The sequence below is a fragment of the Cognatitamlana onchidii genome, from assembly GCF_004804355.1.
GTDB classification, from domain to species: domain Bacteria; phylum Bacteroidota; class Bacteroidia; order Flavobacteriales; family Flavobacteriaceae; genus Cognatitamlana; species Cognatitamlana onchidii.
Map to the genome: position 1 here is coordinate 19,548 of NZ_SRWZ01000002.1, position 24,112 is coordinate 43,659.

Sequence of the window (24,112 nt, forward strand, 5' to 3'; positions counted from 1 at the left end):
CCCTGTTTTCGCAGAGTGGTTTTTGATTTATATTGGTTGCTGAAATTTTCAGCGCGTCAACTTATTTTATCATTTCGTAGCTGCGCTTAATGAAGTTTGTTAACTCTTCACCTTTTAACAAGCCTTGAGATAATCTAGCTAAATCTAAACTCTGGTTTATTAAGCGTTCCTGCTTCTTTTTGGTTTTGGTGTTAATAATTTCACCTACCAATTCAGAATTTGTGTTTACTACCAAGTTGTACATTTCTGGCATATTACCCATACCAAACATACCCCCACCACCAGTTTGTTGCATCTCTTTCATTCGACGCATAAATTCTGGCTGGGTAATAATAAAAGGACTGGCGTTACTATCCATGGCTTCAAGTTGTACCATAAACTTATCAGATGGAATGACTTCTTTTAATAATTCGTCTAAAGCTTTCTTTTGCTCTTCATCAAGCTTAGAAATGGTGTTGTCATCTTTCTTAATCAAATTATCTATATGATCACCATCCACACGAGCAAATGAAATATTTTCCTTAGTACTTTCAAGTTTTTGAATTAAGTGCGATACAATTGGAGAATCTAGTAAAAGTACTTCATATTCTTTTGCTTTGGCAGCTTCGATATAGCTATGTTGCGCATCCTTATCAGAAGCATAAAGTATTACAAGCTTATCATCCTTATCTGTTTGTTTTGCTTTGATTTTATTGTAAAGCTCCTCGTAAGTAAAATATTTGCCGTCTACAGTTGGGTATAAGGCAAAGGCATCTGCTTTTTCAAAGAATTTTTCCTCTGAAAGCATTCCATACTCAATGACTATTTTGATATCGTTCCATTTCGCTTCAAAATCTTCACGGTTATTGTTAAATAGCGATTTTAATTTATCTGCAACTTTTCTCGTTATGTAAGATGATATTTTTTTAACTGCACCATCAGCTTGCAGGTATGAACGCGAAACGTTTAAAGGAATATCTGGTGAGTCAATAACTCCACGAAGCATAGTTAAAAATTCTGGTACTATGCCCTCAACATTATCTGTTACGAATACTTGATTTTGGTAAAGTTGAATTTTATCCTTCTGAATTTGCATGTCGTTAGACAACTTAGGGAAATATAAAATTCCTGTTAAGTTGAATGGGTAGTCTACATTCAAATGAATATTAAATAATGGTTCTTCAAACTGCATTGGATACAATTCTCTGTAAAAACCACTGTAATCTTCATCTTTTAATTCCGAAGGTTGTTTGGTCCAAGCAGGGTTAGGATTGTTAATAATATTATCAACCGTTATTTGCCTGTGCGGTTCTGTAGTTTCTTTTCCGTCCTGATCTTTTGTAGTTTTAGGTTCGTGTTCTGGGTCATTAACCTCTTTGGTCCCAAATTTAATAGGAATAGGCATGAACTTGTTATACTTTAATAAAAGTTCACTAATTCTACTTTCTTCTAAAAATTCGGTTGAATCTTCCGCTATATGAAGAATGATTTCTGTACCGCGATCTGCTTTTTCTGCAGATTCTAAGGTGAACTCTGGAGAACCATCGCATTTCCAATGTGCAGCAGGTTCATCTTTAAAAGATTTTGTGATGATTTCAACCTTTTCGGCAACCATAAAAGCAGAGTAAAAACCAAGACCAAAGTGACCAATAATTCCTGAATCTTTAGCAGAATCTTTGTATTTATCTAAAAATTCCTCAGCACCAGAAAAGGCTACTTGGTTAATGTATTTTTCAACTTCTTCAGCCGTCATCCCCAAACCTTGATCAATAATGTGAAGTTTTTTACCTTCTTTATCAATTTTAACTTCTATCTGTGGATTACCATATTCTATTTTAGCTTCACCAACATTTGTTAAGTGCTTTAATTTTAAAGTAGCATCTGTTGCGTTACTAATTAGCTCACGTAAAAAGATTTCGTGATCGCTATATAAGAATTTTTTAATGAGAGGGAAGATGTTTTCTACCGATACATTAATGTTTCCTTTTGTCATAATATATAATGTTTATTATTGTTTTGATATGTTTGACTGTAAGACAACAAAAATGCCAATTGAATAAATGTGACAAACTGACATATTTTACTAGTTTTAAGTTCTTTTAGCGGTGGCTTGTTTTTGATATAAGTTATTTTGAATTTTATTAATTGTAATTTCCATTTAATATTTTGTAATTTGGTTACTCCAACAAAATGAACCTTTTTTATACCTTAAAAACAGCATTGATATGTATAATTCAAAAATTACTGGGTTAGGAAAATATGTTCCAGAGCATGTGGTTACTAATGATGATTTATCTAAAATGATGGATACTAGTGATGCTTGGATTCAGGAAAGAACAGGTATTAAGGAACGTCGATGGATAAAAGAAGGAAGCGAAGACACTTCTGCAGTTATGGGGGCTAAGGCGGCAAGAATAGCTATTGAACGCGCTGGATTATCAAAAGATGATATTGATTTTATTGTATTTGCAACTTTGAGTCCAGATTATTATTTCCCAGGTTGTGGTGTTCAAATTCAAGATATGCTAGATATGCCTACCGTTGGAGCTCTTGATGTAAGAAACCAGTGTTCTGGTTTTGTATATGCTATTTCTGTCGCCGATCAGTTTATAAAGACAGGAATGTATAAGCATGTTTTGGTTATTGGAGCAGAATACCATAGTAATGGTTTGGATAAAACTACTAGGGGAAGAGGAGTGACTGTTATTTTTGGTGATGGAGCAGGAGCCTGTGTGTTATCTAGAGAGGAGGATAGTAGCAAAGGTATATTATCAACGCATTTACATAGTGAAGGTAAATATGCCGATAAATTGATAGTAGAGTCACCAAGTATAGCGCATTGGGTTCCAGAGATTTTGGAATCTGAAGAAGAGGATATTTCATATTTTCCTTATATGGATGGTACTTTTGTTTTTAAGCATGCCGTTGTTAGATTTAGCGAAGTTATTCATGAAGGACTTAGTAAAAATGGGTTAAAGAAGGAGGATATTGATATGTTAATACCGCATCAGGCCAATCTTAGGATAGCCCAATTTATTCAAAAAAAGTTTGGACTTAGCAATAATCAAGTATTCAACAATATTATGAAATACGGCAACACTACAGCGGCTTCTGTTATTATTGCACTTACTGAGGCTTGGGAAGAGGGAAAGATTAAGTCTGGAGATAATGTTGTTTTAGCTGCTTTTGGAAGCGGTTTTACTTGGGCGAGTGCTATTATTAAATGGAGTTAAATAAATATAATATTATTACCCACATACAAAAAACCCGAAGCGCATGCACTTCGGGTTTTTCTAGCTATTAATCAACTTCAACTAACACTAAAGTGAAGAATCTTAATGTATTAGACGCAATTTGAACCAAAATATTGCATCAACATATATTATTTAACGTTTTTTAACATATAATGAAAAAACTCGAAACCTAAGTTCGAGTTTTTTATACTTATGTTTATTACGAATTTTGATATGTGTAGACGACTAACTCTAAATAATTATTCATTCGTTAACTAGGTAAGTATGTAATTTAAAACGTAAAACCTTTTTATATATTGTGAACTAGTGAAATTTTAACATAGTAATAGTGTTACTATTAGTAAAATGGAAACTCCGAAGTTGCAACTTCGGAGTTTCTTAAATAACAACCATGCTATAACACTAACCATCAATTACTATGCAGGGCTGTTAAATGTTTTTAAAGGAATCCGCTTCCAGATTTTTCGTTATTGTCGCGTCTTTTTCTTTTGAGTGATCTGTACTTTCCGCCTCCAAATCTGTAAGAAAGTGCTATGTTCCATGTATTGCTTTCCCAGTTAAAGGCTCCGTACCCTGGGAAAGGTGTGTCCGTTTCAAACTCAAATTGCATGGTATTGAAAATATCATTGTAGTTAAAACTAATGGTGCCTTTGTCGTTTGGTAAGAAGTTGTATCGCATTCCAGTATTTACCATATACATGGGTTTTCTCGTAAATTGGATACCTTTTTCTTCGCCTCTGTACATACCAAATACGGAAAAGCTAAGTTTTTTTGAGGCCTTAAAATTATTAAAAAGCCTTAAGTTCCATACAATGTTATCAACTTCCTTAGTTAGCCTTACGATATCTTCAGGGGTGGCATTAGGTAAATCATCGGTATCTAAAAATTCTGTTATACCACGTTGCGTTTGCGAGTACAGATCGAAACTAGCATTAAAACTCCACCATTTTGTAGGCCTATAACCAGATGACAGTTCTACACCATATGCTGAGGTGTTTTCAAAATTATTATAAGAGAGAATGACATTTCCAGAGGTAATGTCTGTTCTATCGATTATCAGGAATCTATTGATATTGTCCTCAATAAACCTGTAGAATACACCAGCAGTTATGGTTCCGTTTTCCAAATTTCTAATATAATTTACCTCAACAGAATTGGTGAATTGAGGTTCTAATTGAGGGTTTCCATAAGAGGATACTCTTGGGGTACTCCATTGTCTTATTGGGTTTACTTGTTGTAAACCTGGACGGTCTACTCTTCTGCTTGCACTAAATTGATACGTGTTTTTTTCTGATGGGATGTAGGATAAAAATATGGAAGGGTATAGTTGGAAGTAATTGTTTTCAAAAGGGATTAGCTCGGTTGTGTTATCATCAAATGTTCTCAAAGCATCTGCATTTACAAATACTTGCTCCGCACGGAGCCCCACTTGATAATTCCACTTTTCGAAATTTTTTGAGTAAGTGCCATACGCTGAATAAATATCTCTTTTGTATTCAAAATCTGTACTTGGTGTTGGAATAATTTCGCCTTGGCCATTAAAGGTTTGTCCTGTTGAAGAATACCCAATATCCGATTTAAATAATCGCACTTCTAAACCGGCTTCTATTTTAGTGTTGTCATTAACTGGTTTTACATAGTCAACATTAACAGTGGTTCTACCTCTATCTGTATTCACATTATCCATATAATCAGTAGGAAATGTAAAGTTTATAAAATCAAAATTAGCAATCTCGGTAGCTTCAAATTCATTGTAATCTATCTCAATATCTAACGTTTCGTCTTCATTATTAAATTCATGCTTGTAGGCCAAATTGTATTGACCAGAGTTATTTTCGGAAATGTTATTAAATAGTTGAGATTGACTTAATGTAGGGAAGGTTAAAATTGTTGAGCTCGTTCCTGTTCCATCAAAGATGTTTTGGTTTGTAAAGAACGAAATGGTGTTTTTGTCGTTTAAATAATAGTCAACTCCCAATTTGTAGAGGTGAGATTTGTTGTCATTTTGAAATGCAAAATCTTGTTTAGAATTGTCATCAAGACGGTTAACTTCTCCGAAGTTATCATATTTACCAATGTTGTTCCCGTAATTACCATAAAAGTTGAATTTTCCATTACGGTAGTTCATGTCAATGGAGCTATTAAATTTTGCAAAAACTTCGTTTGTTACACCAACGTTAAGATTTCCGTTAAACCCAACTTGTGTGTTTTTGTGTAATTTAATATTAATAATACCACTCATACCTTCTGGATTATACTTAGCGGAAGGGTTTGTAATGAGTTCAATTTGTTTAATAGAGGTTGATGGGATTTGTCTTAATAGTTGCGCAATAGGTACATTAGTTAATTTGCCATCAACCATAACCCTTACATTTTCATTACCTCTAAGGCTTATGTTTCCTGTTTGTTGGTCTACGTTAATAGACGGAATATTGTTCATAATATCACTGGCGGTTGCCCCAGCTGTGATTAAATCTTTTCCAACTGTAATTACCTTTCTGTCTACCTTTTGTTGGATGGTAGACACTTCTGCTACTACGGTTACTTCATCAAGTCCTTCAGCTTCTTCTTCAAGGAATATATTACCCAGGTTTACATTATAATTGCCTCTGCCAATTGTAACGTTTTTATTAAATGTTTTGTAGCCAATGTATTGTATGCTTATTACCACGTTACCCTCGGCAACTTTCTCAATTTTAAAGGAGCCATCATCAAGAGTTATTCCTCCAGTTAATGTTTCACCTTTGGCAGTTTTAACAATAACGTTAACATAAGGTAAGGGTTCTTTTAAATTGGCGTCTAAAACTTTACCTGATATAGAACCTGTTTTTTCTGCTGTAGGATCTGTGGTTAGTGCGTTTAAAGTTATTGCGAAAAATAAAGCGCAATAGAAGAAAATTTTTTTCATTTTGAGTGATTAGTTTGATTGATGATTGTTTTGTTGTATTATTAAAGAGACGGATATATTCGCAATCTGTTACTAAATTTATATGACTTAACATTAATTTAACATATATGAAAAAGAAAACCCTCGTTTTTGGCCTTTCTCTAAAACCCAATAGGTATTCCAATTATGCTCCGCAGCGTTTAGTTGCAAAGGGTATTGATGTTGTGGCTTTTGGTTTGAAAAAGGGAGAGGTTTCTGGTGTTGTTATAGATACTGATTTGTTACCCTATAAAGGTATACATACCATTACACTTTACATTAATGCAAATAGACAGAGAGATTACTACGATTATATTGTGTCTTTAAATCCTCATCGTGTTATATTTAACCCAGGAACTGAGAACCCAGTATTTTATCAAATTCTAGAAAAAAATAATATTTTTTATGAAGAAGCCTGTACTCTAGTGCTGCTTTCTACGAATCAGTATTAATCCTAAAAATGTAAGAAGCCCATTGATGATTAGGATTTCAAAACCAATTTGGTAGCCATTTAACAATTCTACTGAGTATACATTGATCAAATATGAGATTATCGGAGCAACGAGCGCAATTACCCATACATACTGGTCTTTAAGTTGTGTTTTGGTAAATATACCTAGGGCAAACAAACCTAAAAGAGGACCATAGGTGTAACCAGCTGCTTTAAACAATTCCCAAATTACGGATACATCTTTAAATATAGCATCAAATAAAACAATAACAATTACTAATAAAACACTCATGGCTACATGAGTTTGTTTTCTAATGCGTTTTTGTGAGGTTTCAGGTTTTTTGTCTAGTTCTATTATGTCGATGCAAAAAGAGGTAGTTAGAGAGGTAAGAGCGGAATCTGCACTTGAGTATGCTGCGGCTATGAGGCCCAATAAAAAGAAAGCAGAGGTTATAATGCCTATGTCAGGTAACATGGCTATAGTTGGAAACAGGTTGTCTTTTTGTGCTGAAATCCCATTTACTTGCGCATACTGCGTAAGCATTAAACCTAAAACCAAAAACAAAATATTCACAAAAACTAAAACAATGCTAAAAGAGATCATATTTTTTTGAGCTTCTTTTAAGTTTTTGCAGGTAAGGTTTTTTTGCATCATATCTTGATCTAACCCTGTCATGGTTATAGTTATAAACATACCGGCAAGAAAACTTTTCAAAAAGTATTGTGCGTCATTAACATCATTAAAGAAAAAGATTTTACTCATGGTGCTCTCTTTTACATTTGTATAGACTTCCGAAATACTATTTAAGTCTAAAGCAGTTGCCAGAAAGATTATGGTAACCACTACAGAGATTAACATAAATAGGGTTTGTAAGGTGTCTGTAAAAATGATGGTTTTTATACCGCCCTTAAAGGTGTATAGCCAAATAAGAGCAATTGTAATAATTACTGTTATTGTAAAGGGAATATTATACTGGTTAAATACAAGTAGCTGTAACACTTTGGCAACCAAAAATAACCTGAAGGAGGCTCCAACAACTCGCGAAATAAGAAAGGCAATACTACCAGTTTTGTAACTTACATTGCCAAAACGGTCTTTTAAATACGTGTAAATAGAGGTTAGGTTAAGTTTGTAATAAATAGGAAGTAGAATATAGGCTATAGCTAAATACCCAAAAAAATACCCAAAAACCACTTGTAAATACCCAAATTGTTTTGTCTCAACAGCTCCGGGGACAGAAATGAATGTTACCCCAGATAGCGAAGCACCTATCATTCCGAAAGCTACTAAATACCATGGTGCAGATTTGTTAGCTTTGAAAAAGGCAGCATTACTATCTTCCTTTCCTGTAAAATAAGATATTAAAATTAGGACAACAAAATAGGCTATTATTAGAAGTAGAATTTGAGTGGCTGTCATGCATTGATGTTTTCAGGATTGGAAATTACAAATATTAAGCAAAATGAAACAGAGATTATTTAAAAGAGTTGCGTAAATTAGTGAAATTCATGTGTAAATAGTAATTTCGCTTTCATGGAATTCTCTTCTAACTTATTAGGCCAGGCAGTGAATGAAATGTCTCAATTACCCGGTATTGGTAAACGTACGGCGTTACGTTTAGTGTTACATTTGTTAAGACAGCCTAAGGAGCAAACGTTGGCATTATCAGAGGCTTTGCAGAATATGAGACAAAACGTAAAATTCTGTAAAACCTGTCATAATATTAGCGATTTAGATTTGTGTGAAATATGTTCAAACCCTAGTAGAAACAAAGAAGTTGTTTGTGTTGTTGAAGATGTGCGGGATGTTATGGCTATTGAAAATACAAGTTCGTTTAAAGGGGTATATCATGTTTTGGGAGGCAAAATATCTCCTATGGACGGTATTGGTCCACATGATTTAAACATTGAAAGTTTAGTAAGTAAAGTAAAAGAATCTAGTATAAAGGAACTCATTTTTGCTTTAAGCTCCACTATGGAAGGCGATACTACCAACTTTTATATCTATAAGCAAATCCAAGATTTTGAAATAATTACATCCACAATTGCAAGAGGGATATCGGTTGGAGATGAATTGGAGTATGCCGATGAAATTACGCTTGGCAGAAGTATAGTTAACAGAATTCCTTTCGAGTCTTCATTAAAAATTTAAATGGAAGTTATCACTCTAGATAAGAAGACGTTTGTAGAGCAATGTGGTCAATTAAAGACAAAGTTGGATTTTGATCCAGAATTGATTATCGGTATTTTAAATGGAGGTGGTTTTGTGGTAAAGGAGTTTGGTTTTGACCAGTTTGAGCTTGTTAAATTACAAAGAAACCCAAGCTTGACTAAGCGTTTTTTACTAAAGTTTTTTATTAGATTATTACCATATTTTATTAGTGATTATTTAAGAAAAATCGAATCTAGAAAGGCAAGAAAAGCAATACAAGATTTAGATTTAGAAGAGCTAAAAAACATCGTAATCAAATTTCCGTTTAAAGCGTCTTTAAATGTTAACCCAAAGAGAATATTGGTTTTGGATGATGCGTTGGATTCAGGAAAGACGATGTTTATTGTTAAGAATAATTTAATGAAAATGTTTCCAGAGGCAATTATTAAGACAGGGGTTATTGCTTGGACCATTGAAACGTCGTTAGTTAAACCAGATTATTACCTGTTTAAGAATGTTTTAGTGAGGTTTCCTTGGTCACAGGATTATAAAGGAGGAGATTTTGAATAGTCATAAAGTTTTGGTGGTCGATTTGGATGGTACTTTATACAAAGCAAACACCTTCCATTATTTTATCAAATATTTATTGATTTTCGGCTTGTCTCATCTAAAACTGTTGTTTCTTATTAAATTGAGTTTGGCTCTTTTTTCTAGAGTAACAAGTTCGCATGCCAAAATGAAATATAATATTTTGAATGTAGTGAAAGATAGACCAGACATCAATTACAGAGGGTTTGTTGATTCAATGAAATCTAAAAGACACCATATACCTATTATAAAAGACGAAAGTTTTAGTTTTAAAATTTTAGCCACAGCTGCTCCATCTTGTTATGCAGATATTATTGCTCAAGATGAAGCATTTGATTTATGCCTTGGTACGGAATTCTCTAACGATCCCTTTTCTGGTCGCTTTGAAAATGTTAAAAATATTAAGAAACAAAATGTTTTAAATTACCTGAAGGCTAATAATTTAGGGACAGTAAACACGTTTGTGACGGATCATATTGATGACTTACCACTAGCCAAGGTTGCTAAGTTTAATTTAATTGTCAACCCCAGCCAAACTTTTCTTGAGGAGTTAAAACATAATTCAATTTCTTTTGATGTAATTGATTAAAGGCTTTAACTTTGCAAGCAGTTAAGTTGCGTGATAAAAGAGGGTTAAATGATGAATAAAATCAATAAAAAACCCTTTTATTTTGTTAATTTCGCAAAACTAAATTAAAATAAGTGTACTAGATTATTGATATGGCAAAATTTGAGCTTAAATTACCGAAAATGGGTGAGAGCGTTGCAGAAGCGACTATCACCTCTTGGTTAAAGGAAGTTGGAGATACCGTTGAAATGGATGATCCTATTTTAGAAATTGCCACCGATAAAGTGGATAGTGAAGTGCCTAGCGAGGTGGATGGCGTTTTGGTGGAGTGCTTGTTTAATGTAGATGATGTGGTTCAGGTTGGTGAAGTTTTGGCCATTATTGAAACAGAAGGAGGGGGTGAAGAGGAAGTTTCCGAACCAGATGAGCGCATTTCAGAAGAAGAGCAAAAAGTAATAGAACAAGTTGAGCAAGCTGTCAGTATTGCTAAAGAGACTGTAACTCCTATAGTGTCAGGAAGTGGGCGTTTTTATTCGCCTTTAGTTAAAAATATAGCAAAGGAAGAAGGGATTTCTCAAGAAGAATTGGACACGATTTCAGGTTCGGGTAAAGCGGGACGTGTAACCAAAGATGATATTTTAAATTATGTTGAAAATAAAGGAAGTGCGAAGCCTGCAGCCGTAAAAGTTGAAGCTGAAAAAACAATAGAGGAGTCAGCTGCCGAAGTTAACCCTGAAAAAACTTCAGTGGTTCCTAGTGGGGAAGATGAGATTGTTGAAATGACAAGAATGGGCAAGCTAGTGGCTAATCACATGGTTGAGTCATTGCAAACCTCTGCGCATGTTCAAAGTTTTATTGAGGCAGATGTAACTAATGTTTGGAACTGGAGAAAAAAAGTAAAAGACGGTTTCATGAAACGCGAAGGCGAAAATTTAACATTTACGCCGATCTTTATGGAGGTTATAGCAAAGGCCTTACGCGATTTTCCATTAATGAATATCTCTGTTCAAGGTGATAGAATTATTAAAAAGAAACAGATTAACTTAGGCATGGCGGCGGCATTGCCCGATGGCAATTTAATAGTGCCTGTAATTAAAAATGCAGATCAGCTTAATTTGGTGGGTATGACCAAACAGGTTAATGATTTGGCTAATCGGGCAAGAATAAACAAATTGAAACCTGATGAAATTCAAGGTGGCACTTATACGGTAACTAATGTTGGGTCTTTTGGTAGTATTATGGGAACACCAATTATTAATCAGCCACAAGTTGGTATTTTGGCCTTAGGAGCCATTAGAAAAGTTCCAGCCGTTATTGAAACTGCAGATGGAGACTTTATTGGAATTCGCTACAAAATGTTTTTATCACATTCTTATGATCATCGTGTCGTTAATGGCGCATTAGGAGGCATGTTTGTTAAAGCAGTAAAAGACTATTTAGAAGCCTGGGATATTAACAGGGAACTATAAGATAAACCATAATTAGAAGAGGTAAAGCCTAACCATTGAGGTTAGGTTTTTTAATGTTTCATTATAAGTTCTGGTATAAAATGTTTAAAAAAAAAAGAATATGTCATTAAACCTTAGCAAACCTATTTGCTTTTTTGATTTAGAAACAACAGGAATTAATATTACATCAGATAGAATCGTTGAAATTTCCATTTTAAAGGTCTATCCAAACGGAACAGAAGAAAGTAAAACCTGGTTAGTAAATCCAGAAATGCCTATTCCAAAAGAAACAACAGCCATCCACGGAATTTCTGATGAAAATGTTGCTAACGAATCTCCTTTCAAAGAATTAGCGAAAGAGGTTTATAACATGATTAAAGATTCGGATTTAGGCGGATTTAATTCCAACAGATTTGATATCCCTTTATTGGCGGAAGAAATGCTACGAGCAGGTATAGATTTTGATATGAAAAATCGTTTGGCTGTAGATGTTCAAACTATTTTCCATAAAATGGAACAACGTACTTTAAGTGCGGCGTACAAATTTTATTGTAATGAAAACCTTGAAGATGCCCATAGTGCAGAAGCTGATACAAAAGCGACTTATGAAGTTTTAAAAGCGCAGGTTGAAAAGTATGACGAACTGGAAAATAATACGAAGTTTTTGGCAGCCTTTAGTTCGAGGAAGAAGTTTGCCGATTTTGCTGGTTTTATAGCATACAATAAAAAAGGCGAAGAGTGTTTTTCTTTTGGAAAACACAAAGGAAAACTTGTAACAGAGGTTTTAGAGAAAGAACCCGGCTATTTTGGATGGTTACTCAATGCAGACTTTCCATTGTATACCAAAAAGGTACTTACGGCCATTAAATTGAGAAATTTTAATAATAAGCTAAGTTAAATGAAACTAATTTGTATCGGCAGGAATTATACAGAGCACATTGAGGAGTTAGAAAATGAAAAACCCAAAGAACCTGTCATTTTTTTAAAGCCCGATACGGCTATCTTACTAAAGAAACAGCCATTTTTTATTCCCGATTTTTCTGATGATGTGCATTATGAGGTTGAGGTATTAGTTAAAATTAACCGTGTAGGTAAGTATATTGATAGAAAATTTGCTCATAAGTATTATGAAGATATTGGACTTGGTATCGATTTTACAGCACGCGATTTGCAAAGTCATCTAAAGTCGAAAGGCTTGCCATGGGAAAAGGCTAAATCGTTTGATGGAGCCGCGGTAATAGGGAAGTGGATTCCAAAAAATGAATTACTAGATGTAAATAAGATTCAGTTTTCTTTGAAAAAGAACGATAAAATTGTTCAAAATGGAAATTCTAGCCATATGCTTTGGAAAATTGATGAAATCATAGAATATGTGTCAAAATATTTCACATTAAAGATTGGAGATATTATATTTACAGGCACACCTTCTGGAGTTGGTAAAGTAAATGCCAACGATAAACTTAAGGGATATATAGAGGAAAAGGAGATGTTTTCAATAACAGTAAAATAACATGGAACAGCATTATAAGTTACATAGGGTAAGTGAATTGGCAGACAATGATGAGGACTTTATTGCGGCTTTGGCAGCGGCGTTTTTGGAAGAAGTCCCTGTGGATGCAGATCGATTAAAAAAGGCCGTGGCCGAAGAAGATTATTTTAATGCATACCAAGCTGCCCACAAAATGAAACCTACTGTAGATTTGTTTGAACTTGGGGTGTTAGATACCCTTATTGAGGTTCAAGACTGGGGTAAATTTGAAAAGCGAGGTTTGGACATTAGCAATCAGTTGGCAGTTGTTCTTTCTGCGGTGGAAAAGGCCACTGCTGAAATTAAATCAGATTTTAATTTGTAATGATAGCCGAGATCATCACCATAGGTGACGAACTACTTATTGGTCAGGTTGTTGATACAAATTCAGCATTTATTGCTCAGCAGCTTAATAAAATTGGTGTGTCTGTACATCAAATCACATCTATTCAAGATGATAGAAAACATATTCTTCAAGCATTAGCTGATGCTGAAAGTCGCGTAGATATTATTATTTGTACTGGGGGACTTGGTCCAACCAAAGACGATATAACTAAAAAGACAATTTCCGAATATTTTAATGATACGCTTGTAAAAGATGAATCCGTTTTAGAAAATATAGAAACTATTTGGAGGCAGCATGTTAGAACAGAGATGTTGCAGGTAAATAAAGATCAAGCGCTAATACCATCTCAGTCTGAACCGTTAATGAATAGGCTAGGTACGGCACCTGGTATGTGGATTGAAAAATCTAATAAAGTATTTATTTCTTTACCTGGGGTGCCATATGAAATGAAGGCTTTAATAAAGGAAGAGGTGCTTCCAAGGTTACAAGGTAAATATAATTGCCCTGTTATCTTGCATAAAACAATGATTGTGTATGGATTGGGAGAAAGTGCTCTGGCTGCTAGAATTGAATCTTGGGAAGATGCGCTTCCAAGTCGCATAAAGTTAGCCTATTTGCCAAACTTGGGAAAGATGCGTTTGCGACTTTCCACTAAAGGATATGATGAAGAAAAACTTCAAAAAGAGGTGCAAGAGCAAATCGAAAAAGTTATCCCGTTAATTGAAAAAGAGTATGCAGGAATTGAGGACGAAGATGGATCTGTAGAATTATTGTTAGCGAAACAACTTACTAAAATGGGATGTACTTTAGCAATTGCAGAAAGTTGTACCGGTGGAGCCGTAGCCGAGAGATTTACATCGCATTCTGGTGCTTCTGCTTTTTTTAAAGGAGGTTTAGTAACTTATTCAACAGAGTCAAAAATTAATGTATTAAAAGTTTCAAAAGCAGATATTGATACCTATTCGGTTGTGAGTGCGCCCGTGGCAGAGGCTATGGCAAAAAATGCTCGGCAATTATTTAATAGTGATTATGCTATGGCTACTACAGGAAATGCGGGCCCAACTAAAGGGGATTCAGATGCCGAAGTAGGTACCGTATTTATTGCTATTGCCACAAGAACAGGGGTTTATTCTCAGGCATTTAACTTCGGGAATTCAAGATTAAAAGTCATAAACAAGGCTGTCAATAAAGCCTTAGAAATGCTTCTAAAAGAATTTTTTAAAAATTGATAAAATAAAGGTTGGCATAATATAAAGAATTTGTATATTTGCACCTCGATTTTAAGCAACAAAGAATTTAAAGTTATATAGAATGTCAAGAGTTTGTGAACTTACAGGAAAAAAGGCAATGGTTGGTAACAACGTGTCTCATGCGATGAACAAAACTAAACGCAAATTTAATGCGAACTTAGTTAAGAAGCGTTTTTACATTCCAGAAGAAGATAAATGGGTGACTTTAAAAGTTTCTACATCTGCTTTAAAAACTATTAATAAAATAGGTATTTCTGCAGCAATTAAAGAAGCAAAATCTAAAGGGTTTTTAAAATAATAGCTGTATTTAATAAGAATAAGACATGGCAAAGAAAGGTAACAGAATACAAGTAATCTTAGAGTGTACAGAGCACAAAGCTTCAGGCCAACCTGGAACTTCAAGATACATTACTACTAAAAATAAAAAGAATACGCCAGACAGAATGGAGATTAAAAAATTTAATCCTATTCTTAAACGTATGACAGTTCATAAAGAAATTAAATAATTAGAGATTTTACCTAAGTAAAATTTCAAATGACCACATTTGAATCATGGCAAAAAAAGCAGTAGCATCATTACAGACAGGATCTAAAAGATTAACAAAAGCCATTAAAATGGTTAAATCTCCAAAGACAGGAGCTTACATGTTTGTTGAATCAATAATGAGTCCAGACCAAGTTAACGACTTTTTAAAGAAATAAAAGGTTTCGTTTTAAGATATTGAAAGCTGCTTTCTTAGAGAAAGTGGCTTTTTTGTTTATATTTATCTGCCAAAATAACAGACCGTAAAATGTGGTAAGATAGTTGTCTGTTGTTGTTTGGGCGTTATTTATTTCCCTGAATAAGTTTTAGGGTATAGTTAGGACTTTTGGGCAGTCGTTCTCTACAAGGGGCTTCAACAAATGTCTCCGTCGTTAGCGTAAAATAGAGATCAAACTAAAAACCAACCAAGCGTAACATGAGTTTTTTTAAAAAAATATTTTCTTCAGAAAAGAAGGAAACACTAGATAAAGGATTAGAAAAGTCAAAATCAAGTTTCTTTGGCAAATTAAGTAAAGCTGTAGCCGGTAAATCTAAAGTAGATGATGAGGTTCTAGATAACCTTGAAGAGGTTTTAGTATCAAGTGATGTAGGAGTTAATACCACCTTAAAGGTTATTGATCGTATTGAGGAACGTGTTTCGAAAGATAAGTATTTAGGGACTGACGAGCTTAATCAAATTCTAAGAGAAGAAATAGCTGCGTTATTAAGTGAAACAAATTCGGGAGAGGAAACCGATTATACCATTCCAGAATTACCAAAGCAAGTAAGTGGAGGCAAAACGCCTTATGTATTAATGGTAGTGGGCGTTAATGGCGTTGGTAAAACAACCACCATTGGCAAATTAGCCTACCAGTTTAAAAAGAAAGGCTTAAAGGTAGTTCTAGGGGCAGCAGATACATTTAGAGCGGCAGCTATAGACCAGCTTCAAGTATGGGCAGATCGTGTTGAGGTGCCCATGGTACGTCAAGATATGGGAAGCGACCCAGCATCAGTAGCTTTCGATGCTTTGCAGTCTGGAGTAAACCAAGATGCTGATGTTATTATTATTGATACTGCGGGACGCCTTCATAATAAGGTGAATTTAATGAATGAGCTTACCAAAGTAAAGCGTGTTATGCAAAAAGTAGTTGCAGATGCACCTCACGATGTGCTTTTGGTTTTAGATGGATCTACTGGGCAAAATGCCTTTGAGCAGGCTAAACAGTTTACGGCAGCTACAGAGGTAACCTCCTTGGCAGTTACTAAACTTGATGGCACTGCGAAAGGCGGTGTGGTTATTGGTATTTCTGATCAATTCCAAATTCCTGTTAAATATATTGGCGTAGGGGAAGGTATTGAAGACTTGCAAGTGTTCAACAAGTTCGAATTTGTAGATTCTTTTTTTAAATAGCGGTTAAGTATAAGAATAGTTGCTGCTTTTAGGAAAGAACTATTTACCTCATGCGTTTTAATAGATGTTTTTGAATTCAAAACGTATATCCATAATCATTGCTTATCTTTGCGCCCTGATTTACAATTGATATGCGTACAAAATCTCTGAAAAAAAATAAGATTAATGTGGTCACACTTGGCTGTAGTAAAAATGTTTACGACAGCGAAGTGTTAATGGGACAGCTTAAGGCTAGCGGTAAAGATGTTGTGCACGAGGAGGAAGGAAATGTGGTTGTTATCAATACCTGTGGTTTTATTAATAATGCCAAAGAGGAAAGTGTGAATACTATTTTAGAATTCATGCAAAAAAAGGAATCAGGAGAGGTAGATAAAGTGTTTGTTACAGGATGTTTAAGCGAACGCTATAAACCTGATTTGCAAAAGGAAATACCAAAGGTAGATCAATATTTTGGAACTACCGAACTCCCTGGATTACTTAAAGCTTTAGGTGCCGATTATAAGCACGAATTGATTGGGGAGCGATTAACTACAACACCAAAAAATTACGCTTACTTAAAAATTGCAGAGGGTTGCGACAGACCCTGTTCTTTTTGCGCGATCCCGATTATGCGCGGTAAACACAAAAGCACCCCAATAGAAGATTTGGTTATTGAGGCTGAAAAGTTAGCATCAAACGGAGTCAAGGAGTTAATCTTGATTGCCCAAGATTTAACCTATTATGGACTCGATTTATATAAAAAGCGCAATCTAGCAGAATTGCTTGAAGCTTTGGTAGAGGTTGAAGGTATTGAATGGATTCGTTTGCATTATGCATTCCCAACAGGGTTTCCTATGGACGTGCTTGATATTATGAAAAGGGAGCCAAAAATTTGTAATTATTTAGATATTCCTTTGCAGCATATTTCCGATTCGGTTTTAAAAAGTATGCGCCGTGGAACAACCAAATCTAAAACTACAAAACTAATAGAAGATTTTAGATTGAAGGTTCCAGAAATGACCATTAGAACCACGCTTATTGTTGGTTATCCTGGAGAAACAGAAGAAAATTTTCAAGAGTTAAAACAGTGGGTTAAGACTATGCGTTTTGAACGTTTAGGCTGTTTTACTTATAGTCATGAGGAGAATACACATGCTTACAATCTTGAAGATGATGTGCCAGAGGAAGTGAAGATAGATCGTGCCAATCAAATTATGGAAATTCAATCTCAAATATCTTGGGAGTTAAATCAGCAAAAGATTGGTAAAGAATTTAAAGTGGTTATTGATCGAAAGGAAGGTAATTACTTTATTGGTCGAACCAAATTTGATTCGCCAGATGTAGATAATGAGGTTTTGATTGATGCGACTTCCACCTATTTAAAAACTGGAGAGTTTACCAACGTAAAAGTGATTGAGGCCGAAGATTTTGATTTGTACGCCGAAGTAGTTAAATAGAACCTTCAATATTTGAGACTCTTGGATGATTTTTCATCATTTTTAAATCAGATTTCTGAAGCACCGTTGTATGTGTTGGATGTTACTATTCCGCTCGCTACATATGTGCTTTTAGATTTGTCGGTTTCAAATACCGAATTAAATTTAAAACGCGTTTCATCCTCTGAAACTTTGGGGGCATATGTCAATAAGAAAATTGCCGAACATAATGGTTTAGTAGCCTATGGCGGTTATTTGGAACACCGAAATATCTATAACCGCAGTGCGTATTTTTCTTCTGAGGACGATAACAATCGTAATATTCATTTAGGTATCGATATATGGAGCAGTACCAATACCCCAATTTTTACGCCTTTAAATGGGGTAGTGCACAGTTTTAAAAACAATACCAATTTTGGAGATTATGGGCCGACCATAATCTTACAACATGAATTTCAAAAAACGCCTTTTTACACACTCTATGGTCATTTAAGTTTGGAATCACTTGGGAATTTATCTGTAGGTCAAGTGTTTAAACAAGGTGAACAAATAGGAACCTTAGGTGATGAAACGGTTAATGGCGATTATCCACCACATTTACATTTTCAAATCATTAGAGATTTACAAGGTATGGCGGGTGATTACCCTGGTGTGTGTGCTAGATCCCATTTAGAATTTTATTCTAAAAACTGCCCCAATCCTAATTTACTGTTGAAACTTTAGTACAAACCAAAATATCAAGTTGTCCGAAAAATAGTTTGAAACCGTCATTACGAGAAATTTTGATTTCGAAGTAATCTCAAAATAAGCAAGTTGATTTTTAAAGATTCCTTTGCGTTACTCAGAATGACGACTTTTTAGATCTCTATATATTTTAAGCTCTAATCCTCAACCAAAACCCATTCTCCTTTAGCAATTAAAGGTTCGGCTTGCTTATATTTAACCGTTTTATTTTCGCCATTCATTACATGCTTTATAGTGACACGGTCGTTACGTCCAATTTTTGGTTTGTCTCTCACTATAGTTTCAACCACTTCAGGTTGACGTTGGGTGTTTCCTACAGCTCGGCTTTGTGCGGAGCGTTCATCTAGGTTCGGAATTTCTTCTTTCTGCGTGTTTAGTTTTTCCTTTTTTCTAGCACGAGCTTCTTGAATCGTATCTTGAGTCTCTTGAGGTAATTCACCTTTAAACAAGAATGAAATTACATCTTTATTAACTTGGTCAATCATGGCTTTAAACAACTCAAAGGCCTCAAATTTATAAATTAAGAGCGGGTCTTTTTGTTCATGAACGGCCAATTGAACAGATTGCTTTAACTCATCCATTTTACGTAAATGTGTTTTCCAAGCATCATCAATAATGGCCAGTGTAATATTCTTTTCAAAGTCTGTAATTAACTGTTTACCATTGGTTTCGTAGGCCTTTTCCAGATCTGTAACCACGTTTAAACTTTTAATTCCATCTGTAAATGGTACTACAATACGTTTAAATTTATCGCGTTGGGTTTCATAAACATTTTTAATAACAGGAAATGCAATATCTGCATTACGCGCCATCTTTTCTCTATAATGTTCGAAAGCTGCCTTGTAAATTTTAGAAGTAATATCTTGAGCGGAAAGCTTTCCAAATTCTTCTTCGGTAATAGGGGCGCTCATAGAGAAGTATCGAATAAGTTCAAATTCAAAATTTTTGAAATCATTCGCACCTTTGTTTGTTTCTGCGATACCTTCTGAAGTATCGAAAATCATATTCGCTAAGTCTACTCTTAATCGTTCTCCGTGTAAGGCATGACGACGACGCTTATATACCACTTCGCGTTGGGCATTCATAACATCATCATATTCCAATAAACGTTTTCTAACCCCAAAGTTATTTTCTTCAACTTTTTTCTGTGCGCGTTCAATGGATTTTGAAATCATCGAATGCTGAATAACCTCGCCTTCTTTTAATCCCATACGGTCCATCATTTTGGCAATACGCTCACTACCAAACAAACGCATTAAATTATCTTCTAGCGATACATAAAACTGCGAACTACCAACATCTCCTTGTCTACCAGCACGACCACGTAATTGTCTGTCTACGCGACGCGAATCATGACGTTCTGTACCTACAATGGCAAGACCTCCTGCTGCTTTCACTTCATCAGATAACTTAATATCGGTACCACGACCTGCCATATTGGTTGCTATAGTAACCTGACCAGATCGACCAGCTTGATCTACAATGTCAGCTTCCTTTTTATGTTGTTTGGCATTTAATACATTGTGAGGTATTTTTCTAATGCTTAGCATTTTACCAAGGAGTTCCGATATTTCAACTGAGGTTGTACCAATTAATACGGGACGGCCTGCTTGAGATAATTTTACAACCTCGTCAATAACCGCATTGTACTTTTCCCGCTTGGTTTTATAGACTAAATCGTCTCTATCGTCCCTCGCAATGGGTTTATTTGTAGGGATTTCAACAACATCTAACTTATAGATTTCCCAAAATTCACCAGCTTCGGTAACGGCTGTACCGGTCATACCAGACAGTTTGCGGTACATTCTAAAGTAATTTTGAAGGGTTACCGTTGCAAAGGTTTGCGTAGCATCTTCAATTTTTACATTTTCTTTGGCTTCTATAGCTTGGTGTAATCCATCAGAATAACGACGCCCATCCATAATACGCCCTGTTTGTTCATCGACAATCATTACTTTATTGTCCATTACCACATATTGCGTGTCTTTTTCAAATAAAGCGTAGGCTTTTAAAAGTTGATTTAAGGTGTGTATGCGTTCAGACTTGATTCCAAATTCTTTAAATAGCTCTTCTTTTAAGTTCGCTTCTTCTTCAGCAGAAAGGCCTTGTTCTTCAATTTTGGCAATTTCAATTCCTATTTCTGGTAAAATAAAGAAGTCGGGATTGTCTTTTCCTGAAATGTATTCAACACCTTTGTCTGTAAGCTCAACTTGATTATTTTTTTCTTCAATAACATAGTACAATTCCGCATCAACCTTGGGCATCTCTCGGTTGTTGTCCTGCATGTAGAAGTTTTCTGTTTTTTGGAGAAGTTGTTTGACGCCTTCTTCAGAAAGAAATTTAATTAAGGCTTTGTTTTTTGGAATACCTCTATAAACGCGAAGCAATTGAAAACCACCTTCTTTGGTATCCCCTTCTTTGATTAGTTTTTTAGCTTCCGCTAGCACACCCGTTAAATATTTGCGTTGTACGGATACAATATCGTCTACTTTAGGTTTTAATTCATTAAACTCATGATGATCGCCTTTGGGTATTGGTCCAGAAATTATTAATGGAGTACGCGCATCATCAACTAAAACTGAATCGACCTCATCGACAATAGCATAGTGGTGTGGTCGTTGCACTAAATCTTCAGGCGCATGAGACATATTATCTCTTAAATAGTCAAATCCAAATTCGTTATTGGTACCATAGGTAATGTCGGCATTGTAAGCTTTTCTTCTAGCTTCGGAATTTGGCTGATGGTAGTCTATACAATCAACACTTAAACCATGAAATTCAAATATCGGGGCCATCCACGCGCTATCACGTTTCGCCAGATAATCATTTACAGTTACGAGATGTACGCCTTTACCTGCTAAGGCATTTAAGTATACAGGTAAAGTAGCTACCAATGTTTTACCCTCACCAGTCTGCATTTCGGCAATTTTTCCTTGGTGCATAGCGACACCACCAATTAATTGCACATCGTAATGAATCATATCCCAGGTAATAGCCTTTCCAGCAGCATCCCAAGAATTTGCCCAAACGGCTTTATCGTCTTCTAAAGTTACATAGTCTTTTTCTCCAGAAACCATTCTGTCGAACTCGTTAGCGACTACAGAAATAGAGGTGTTATTTACAAAACGCTTGGCAGTTTCTTTAACAACCGCAAAGGCTTCCGGTAAAATGTCGTTTAAAACATCTTCTGTAATCTTATAGGCATCATCTTTAAGTTTATCTATCTGCTCATAAATATCTTCACGAGAATCGATGTCTTCAGTGTTTTCTGCTTCGGTAGTAAGGTTTGCTATTTGAGTGTCAATCTCTTTATTAGCGTTGGCTATTTTTGTTTTGAACTCTGCTGTTTTTGCTCTTAACTCATCGTGAGAAAGCGCTCCTAAAGCAGCTTCGAAGCTTTTTATTTTATTAACAATTGGGGTAATGGCGCTTACATCTTGTTTCGATTTATCGCCAACAAATATTTTAAGGACAGAATTTAAAAAACTCATGAGTGTTATTTTATATATTTTAACTAGGATTTACCTAGGTGTTAATCGCAATTATAGGGCGTTTTTAAAAGGCATTCAAAGATACATTTTGTTACGCTTTTTTGTACAGTTTAAAACAAAAAAAAAGCCTCGTATCGAGACTTTTTAACGGTTCTTTATGCTTTTTTAATATTCATCTTCATTCCACAAGTAATCTTCGTCAGTTGGATAGTCAGACCAAATTTCTTCAATTGAGTCATAGGAGTCTCCTTCATCTTCAATGGATTGCAAATTTTCAACAACTTCGAGCGGGGCTCCCGTTCTAATTGCGTAATCAATCAATTCATCCTTTGTTGCTGGCCAAGGTGCATCGCTTAGGTAAGATGCTAGTTCTAATGTCCAATACATGAGCTGTCGTGTTTAATTTTCTGCAAAAATAATTTTTTAGTTTAAACACGCAAGGAAAAAGTGAAATATTTAAATCATTAATTAAAAGAACGCAATTTATTACTAAATAAAGTCCGCATATCTCGGTAATAACGTCGAATAAACTTTATAACAACTGTAAAGAAATGGTTTATGGGTATTTGTTTTGCCCTTGTAATTAATCTTTAAACCTATTAGAGGTAATCGTAATTAATTTCCTTTTTCGGGAATCCATTTTATTTCATCTGCTTTGAGATCAAAGGTCAACTTTCGTGCCAAGACAAAAAGGTAGTCAGAAAGACGGTTCAAATACATTAGTGTATTAGGTTCTATGGCTTCCAAATCATTTAAAGCCGTAGCTAATCGCTCGGCTCTTCGGCATACACAGCGTGCAATATGACAGAATGACACGGTTTGATGGCCACCGGGTAGCACGAAATGAGTCATTGGTGGTAGTGCCTCATTCATGGTATCCATTTCTTGTTCAAGTCTTGCGATGTCGTTTAAAGAAATTTTAGGAATATTTAAACGTTCCTTACCGTTTTTAAGTACCGCTTTTTCTGGATCTGTGGCTAGTATCGCACCAACCGTAAAAAGACGGTCTTGAATGTGCATTATTAAATCTTTGTATGATTGGTTAATCTTCTGATCTCTTATTAACCCCATGTACGAGTTGAGCTCATCAACCGTGCCATAGCTTTCAATCCGAATATGGTGTTTGGGGACCCGGGTGCCACCAAATAAAGCTGTTGTACCTTTGTCACCAGTTTTTGTATAGATTTTCATGTTCTTTTTCTTAGAAGGCTGTTTAGCCGTTTTTATTCAAATTTAAGATAATCTGGAGGAGTTAGCAACTAAACTCTAATTCTAAAGTGTTCTTTGGCTTGTTCTTGTCTAAAGAACACAATCCCCCAAAAAAAAGTATCTACAGTAACGGTTACTTTGGCGTGGTTTTTTATGGTTTCCCAAGCTTCGGTCATCTCTTTAGACCAATAAATATCATCAAAAATAAAAACAGAATCGTTATTTGCGTTTTCAAGGAGTGTATGGAAATAGTATAAAGTGGCTTCCTTTTGGTGATTACCATCAAAGAAAACCAGGTTATAAGTTTTTTGAGGAAGCGTTTTAAGAATACTTTTAAAATCTCCTTTTATGATATGGCAATTTTGAACATTAAAAGTGTTTAAATATCCTTCAGCAAAAGTGGCGGTATTTGGGCAGCCTTCAATAGAGCTGATCTTAGCATCAGGGTTTCCAAGACTCATGGCGTGTGTGGCAATACCGAGTGAGGTACCTAACTCTAAAATATGTTCAGAGTTGAGGTATTTGGTAAGTCTATATAAAAGTTTAGCACGTTTATTTGTGGTTCCAGCATTTTTACTAATATCAGAGATCTGCCGCGTTTTGGTTTTCATAATATGAGAACCGGCTCCCAAGTCGGTTACTTCAATAGCTTCTTTATGCGCTTTTAAGGTCTTCTTGTAGTTTAAAATGGCTGCGTACTTACTGTATTTGGTTTTGTCATAGAAGCACTTGGTGACTAGATCAAACACAAAAGGGGAGTGCACACCATGCTGATTTTTGGACTTTACAAGAAACCTTAAATACTGCCTTACTTGGTACATCATGCCTG

Annotated in this window: 23 protein-coding genes; 16 read left to right on the plus strand and 7 right to left on the minus strand. The window is 35.1% G+C overall.

The annotated features are described in order from the left end of the window. Positions 1-61: 61 nt before the first annotated feature. Positions 62-1,972, minus strand: coding sequence for a molecular chaperone HtpG (gene htpG / locus E5D58_RS03905; RefSeq protein ID WP_136480539.1), 1,911 nt, complete (start codon positions 1,970-1,972; stop codon positions 62-64). Between the two features lie 232 nt (positions 1,973-2,204). On the opposite strand from htpG, the gene E5D58_RS03910 reads away from it, so the two are divergent. Next, complete coding sequence (locus E5D58_RS03910) at positions 2,205-3,212, plus strand: 3-oxoacyl-ACP synthase III family protein (protein ID WP_136480540.1); 1,008 nt, start codon at positions 2,205-2,207, stop codon at positions 3,210-3,212. 460 nt (positions 3,213-3,672) lie between these two features. On the opposite strand, the gene E5D58_RS03915 is transcribed toward E5D58_RS03910, so the two are convergent. Further along, a complete protein-coding gene (locus tag E5D58_RS03915) occupies positions 3,673-6,141 on the minus strand; it encodes an outer membrane beta-barrel family protein (protein ID WP_136480541.1) in 2,469 nt (822 codons plus the stop codon). A gap of 107 nt (positions 6,142-6,248) precedes the next feature. On the opposite strand from E5D58_RS03915, the gene E5D58_RS03920 reads away from it, so the two are divergent. Beyond that, positions 6,249-6,611, plus strand: coding sequence for a CoA-binding protein (locus E5D58_RS03920; protein ID WP_136480542.1), 363 nt, complete (start codon positions 6,249-6,251; stop codon positions 6,609-6,611). On the opposite strand, the gene E5D58_RS03925 is transcribed toward E5D58_RS03920, so the two are convergent. Then, positions 6,582-8,030 carry a sodium:solute symporter gene (locus tag E5D58_RS03925; RefSeq protein ID WP_136480543.1) on the minus strand — a complete coding sequence of 483 codons (1,449 nt, stop codon included), beginning with the start codon at positions 8,028-8,030 and terminating at the stop codon, positions 6,582-6,584. The two genes, E5D58_RS03920 and E5D58_RS03925, sit on opposite strands and share 30 nt — an antisense overlap. Positions 8,031-8,144: 114 nt before the next feature. Here E5D58_RS03925 and recR point away from each other — a divergent pair, with 114 nt between their 5' ends. The 14 genes from recR (at position 8,145) to E5D58_RS03995 (ending at position 18,562) form a co-directional block, all read left to right on the plus strand. Next, complete coding sequence (gene recR / locus E5D58_RS03930; protein WP_136480544.1) at positions 8,145-8,762, plus strand: recombination mediator RecR; 618 nt, start codon at positions 8,145-8,147, stop codon at positions 8,760-8,762. Continuing rightward, positions 8,763-9,332, plus strand: coding sequence for a hypothetical protein (locus E5D58_RS03935; protein WP_136480545.1), 570 nt, complete (start codon positions 8,763-8,765; stop codon positions 9,330-9,332). Next, on the plus strand, positions 9,325-9,939 hold the full coding sequence (locus tag E5D58_RS03940; RefSeq protein WP_168796624.1) for an HAD family hydrolase: 615 nt from the start codon (positions 9,325-9,327) through the stop codon (positions 9,937-9,939). The genes E5D58_RS03935 and E5D58_RS03940 overlap by 8 nt, the downstream gene beginning before the upstream one ends. A gap of 131 nt (positions 9,940-10,070) precedes the next feature. Then, on the plus strand, positions 10,071-11,387 hold the full coding sequence (locus E5D58_RS03945) for a dihydrolipoamide acetyltransferase family protein (protein ID WP_136480547.1): 1,317 nt from the start codon (positions 10,071-10,073) through the stop codon (positions 11,385-11,387). Between the two features lie 100 nt (positions 11,388-11,487). After that, a complete protein-coding gene (locus E5D58_RS03950) occupies positions 11,488-12,264 on the plus strand; it encodes a 3'-5' exonuclease (protein WP_136480548.1) in 777 nt (258 codons plus the stop codon). Then, the gene (locus E5D58_RS03955) at positions 12,265-12,876 is read left to right on the plus strand and encodes a fumarylacetoacetate hydrolase family protein (RefSeq protein ID WP_136480549.1); all 612 of its coding nucleotides are present in this window, start codon (positions 12,265-12,267) and stop codon (positions 12,874-12,876) included. A gap of 1 nt (position 12,877) precedes the next feature. Further along, positions 12,878-13,219, plus strand: a complete 342-nt coding sequence (locus E5D58_RS03960; protein WP_136480550.1) for an Hpt domain-containing protein — start codon at positions 12,878-12,880, stop codon at positions 13,217-13,219. Beyond that, a complete protein-coding gene (locus E5D58_RS03965; RefSeq protein WP_136480551.1) occupies positions 13,219-14,469 on the plus strand; it encodes a competence/damage-inducible protein A in 1,251 nt (416 codons plus the stop codon). The genes E5D58_RS03960 and E5D58_RS03965 overlap by 1 nt, the downstream gene beginning before the upstream one ends. A gap of 82 nt (positions 14,470-14,551) precedes the next feature. Further along, positions 14,552-14,788, plus strand: coding sequence for a 50S ribosomal protein L28 (gene rpmB / locus E5D58_RS03970; protein ID WP_136480552.1), 237 nt, complete (start codon positions 14,552-14,554; stop codon positions 14,786-14,788). 25 nt (positions 14,789-14,813) lie between these two features. Next, on the plus strand, positions 14,814-14,996 hold the full coding sequence (gene rpmG / locus E5D58_RS03975) for a 50S ribosomal protein L33 (RefSeq protein ID WP_008271040.1): 183 nt from the start codon (positions 14,814-14,816) through the stop codon (positions 14,994-14,996). 46 nt (positions 14,997-15,042) lie between these two features. Then, on the plus strand, positions 15,043-15,192 hold the full coding sequence (locus E5D58_RS03980) for a DUF4295 domain-containing protein (RefSeq protein ID WP_136480553.1): 150 nt from the start codon (positions 15,043-15,045) through the stop codon (positions 15,190-15,192). Between the two features lie 257 nt (positions 15,193-15,449). Continuing rightward, positions 15,450-16,424, plus strand: coding sequence for a signal recognition particle-docking protein FtsY (ftsY, locus tag E5D58_RS03985; RefSeq protein ID WP_136480554.1), 975 nt, complete (start codon positions 15,450-15,452; stop codon positions 16,422-16,424). Positions 16,425-16,555: 131 nt separating this feature from the next. Beyond that, the gene (gene rimO, locus E5D58_RS03990) at positions 16,556-17,860 is read left to right on the plus strand and encodes a 30S ribosomal protein S12 methylthiotransferase RimO (protein ID WP_136480555.1); all 1,305 of its coding nucleotides are present in this window, start codon (positions 16,556-16,558) and stop codon (positions 17,858-17,860) included. Positions 17,861-17,872: 12 nt separating this feature from the next. Beyond that, entirely contained in the window at positions 17,873-18,562 is a 690-nt protein-coding gene (locus tag E5D58_RS03995; RefSeq protein ID WP_317129266.1) for a peptidoglycan DD-metalloendopeptidase family protein, read from the plus strand. 158 nt (positions 18,563-18,720) lie between these two features. On the opposite strand, the gene secA is transcribed toward E5D58_RS03995, so the two are convergent. The 4 genes from secA to E5D58_RS04015 form a co-directional block, all read right to left on the minus strand. Then, complete coding sequence (gene secA, locus E5D58_RS04000; protein ID WP_136480557.1) at positions 18,721-22,074, minus strand: preprotein translocase subunit SecA; 3,354 nt, start codon at positions 22,072-22,074, stop codon at positions 18,721-18,723. A gap of 165 nt (positions 22,075-22,239) precedes the next feature. Next, positions 22,240-22,461 carry a DUF2795 domain-containing protein gene (locus E5D58_RS04005; protein ID WP_019387375.1) on the minus strand — a complete coding sequence of 74 codons (222 nt, stop codon included), beginning with the start codon at positions 22,459-22,461 and terminating at the stop codon, positions 22,240-22,242. Positions 22,462-22,689: 228 nt separating this feature from the next. Continuing rightward, complete coding sequence (locus tag E5D58_RS04010; protein ID WP_136480558.1) at positions 22,690-23,265, minus strand: cob(I)yrinic acid a,c-diamide adenosyltransferase; 576 nt, start codon at positions 23,263-23,265, stop codon at positions 22,690-22,692. Between the two features lie 68 nt (positions 23,266-23,333). Beyond that, complete coding sequence (locus tag E5D58_RS04015; RefSeq protein ID WP_136480559.1) at positions 23,334-24,107, minus strand: O-methyltransferase; 774 nt, start codon at positions 24,105-24,107, stop codon at positions 23,334-23,336. Between the last annotated feature and the right edge of the window lie 5 nt (positions 24,108-24,112).

Bases quoted from the DNA above. Each gene is read 5' to 3' on its own strand.
- htpG (WP_136480539.1), bottom strand. From the start codon at position 1,972: ATGACAAAAGGAAACATTAATGTATCGGTAGAAAACATCTTCCCTCTC.
- secA (WP_136480557.1), bottom strand. From the start codon at position 22,074: ATGAGTTTTTTAAATTCTGTCCTTAAAATATTTGTTGGCGATAAATCG.
- E5D58_RS03910 (WP_136480540.1), top strand. From the start codon at position 2,205: ATGTATAATTCAAAAATTACTGGGTTAGGAAAATATGTTCCAGAGCAT.
- E5D58_RS03960 (WP_136480550.1), top strand. From the start codon at position 12,878: ATGGAACAGCATTATAAGTTACATAGGGTAAGTGAATTGGCAGACAAT.
- E5D58_RS03980 (WP_136480553.1), top strand. From the start codon at position 15,043: ATGGCAAAAAAAGCAGTAGCATCATTACAGACAGGATCTAAAAGATTA.
- rpmB (WP_136480552.1), top strand. From the start codon at position 14,552: ATGTCAAGAGTTTGTGAACTTACAGGAAAAAAGGCAATGGTTGGTAAC.
- rpmG (WP_008271040.1), top strand. From the start codon at position 14,814: ATGGCAAAGAAAGGTAACAGAATACAAGTAATCTTAGAGTGTACAGAG.
- E5D58_RS04010 (WP_136480558.1), bottom strand. From the start codon at position 23,265: ATGAAAATCTATACAAAAACTGGTGACAAAGGTACAACAGCTTTATTT.
- E5D58_RS03965 (WP_136480551.1), top strand. From the start codon at position 13,219: ATGATAGCCGAGATCATCACCATAGGTGACGAACTACTTATTGGTCAG.
- ftsY (WP_136480554.1), top strand. From the start codon at position 15,450: ATGAGTTTTTTTAAAAAAATATTTTCTTCAGAAAAGAAGGAAACACTA.
- E5D58_RS03920 (WP_136480542.1), top strand. From the start codon at position 6,249: ATGAAAAAGAAAACCCTCGTTTTTGGCCTTTCTCTAAAACCCAATAGG.
- E5D58_RS03950 (WP_136480548.1), top strand. From the start codon at position 11,488: ATGTCATTAAACCTTAGCAAACCTATTTGCTTTTTTGATTTAGAAACA.
- E5D58_RS03925 (WP_136480543.1), bottom strand. From the start codon at position 8,030: ATGACAGCCACTCAAATTCTACTTCTAATAATAGCCTATTTTGTTGTC.
- E5D58_RS04005 (WP_019387375.1), bottom strand. From the start codon at position 22,461: ATGTATTGGACATTAGAACTAGCATCTTACCTAAGCGATGCACCTTGG.
- recR (WP_136480544.1), top strand. From the start codon at position 8,145: ATGGAATTCTCTTCTAACTTATTAGGCCAGGCAGTGAATGAAATGTCT.
- E5D58_RS04015 (WP_136480559.1), bottom strand. From the start codon at position 24,107: ATGATGTACCAAGTAAGGCAGTATTTAAGGTTTCTTGTAAAGTCCAAA.
- rimO (WP_136480555.1), top strand. From the start codon at position 16,556: ATGCGTACAAAATCTCTGAAAAAAAATAAGATTAATGTGGTCACACTT.
- E5D58_RS03945 (WP_136480547.1), top strand. From the start codon at position 10,071: ATGGCAAAATTTGAGCTTAAATTACCGAAAATGGGTGAGAGCGTTGCA.
- E5D58_RS03935 (WP_136480545.1), top strand. From the start codon at position 8,763: ATGGAAGTTATCACTCTAGATAAGAAGACGTTTGTAGAGCAATGTGGT.
- E5D58_RS03955 (WP_136480549.1), top strand. From the start codon at position 12,265: ATGAAACTAATTTGTATCGGCAGGAATTATACAGAGCACATTGAGGAG.
- E5D58_RS03915 (WP_136480541.1), bottom strand. From the start codon at position 6,141: ATGAAAAAAATTTTCTTCTATTGCGCTTTATTTTTCGCAATAACTTTA.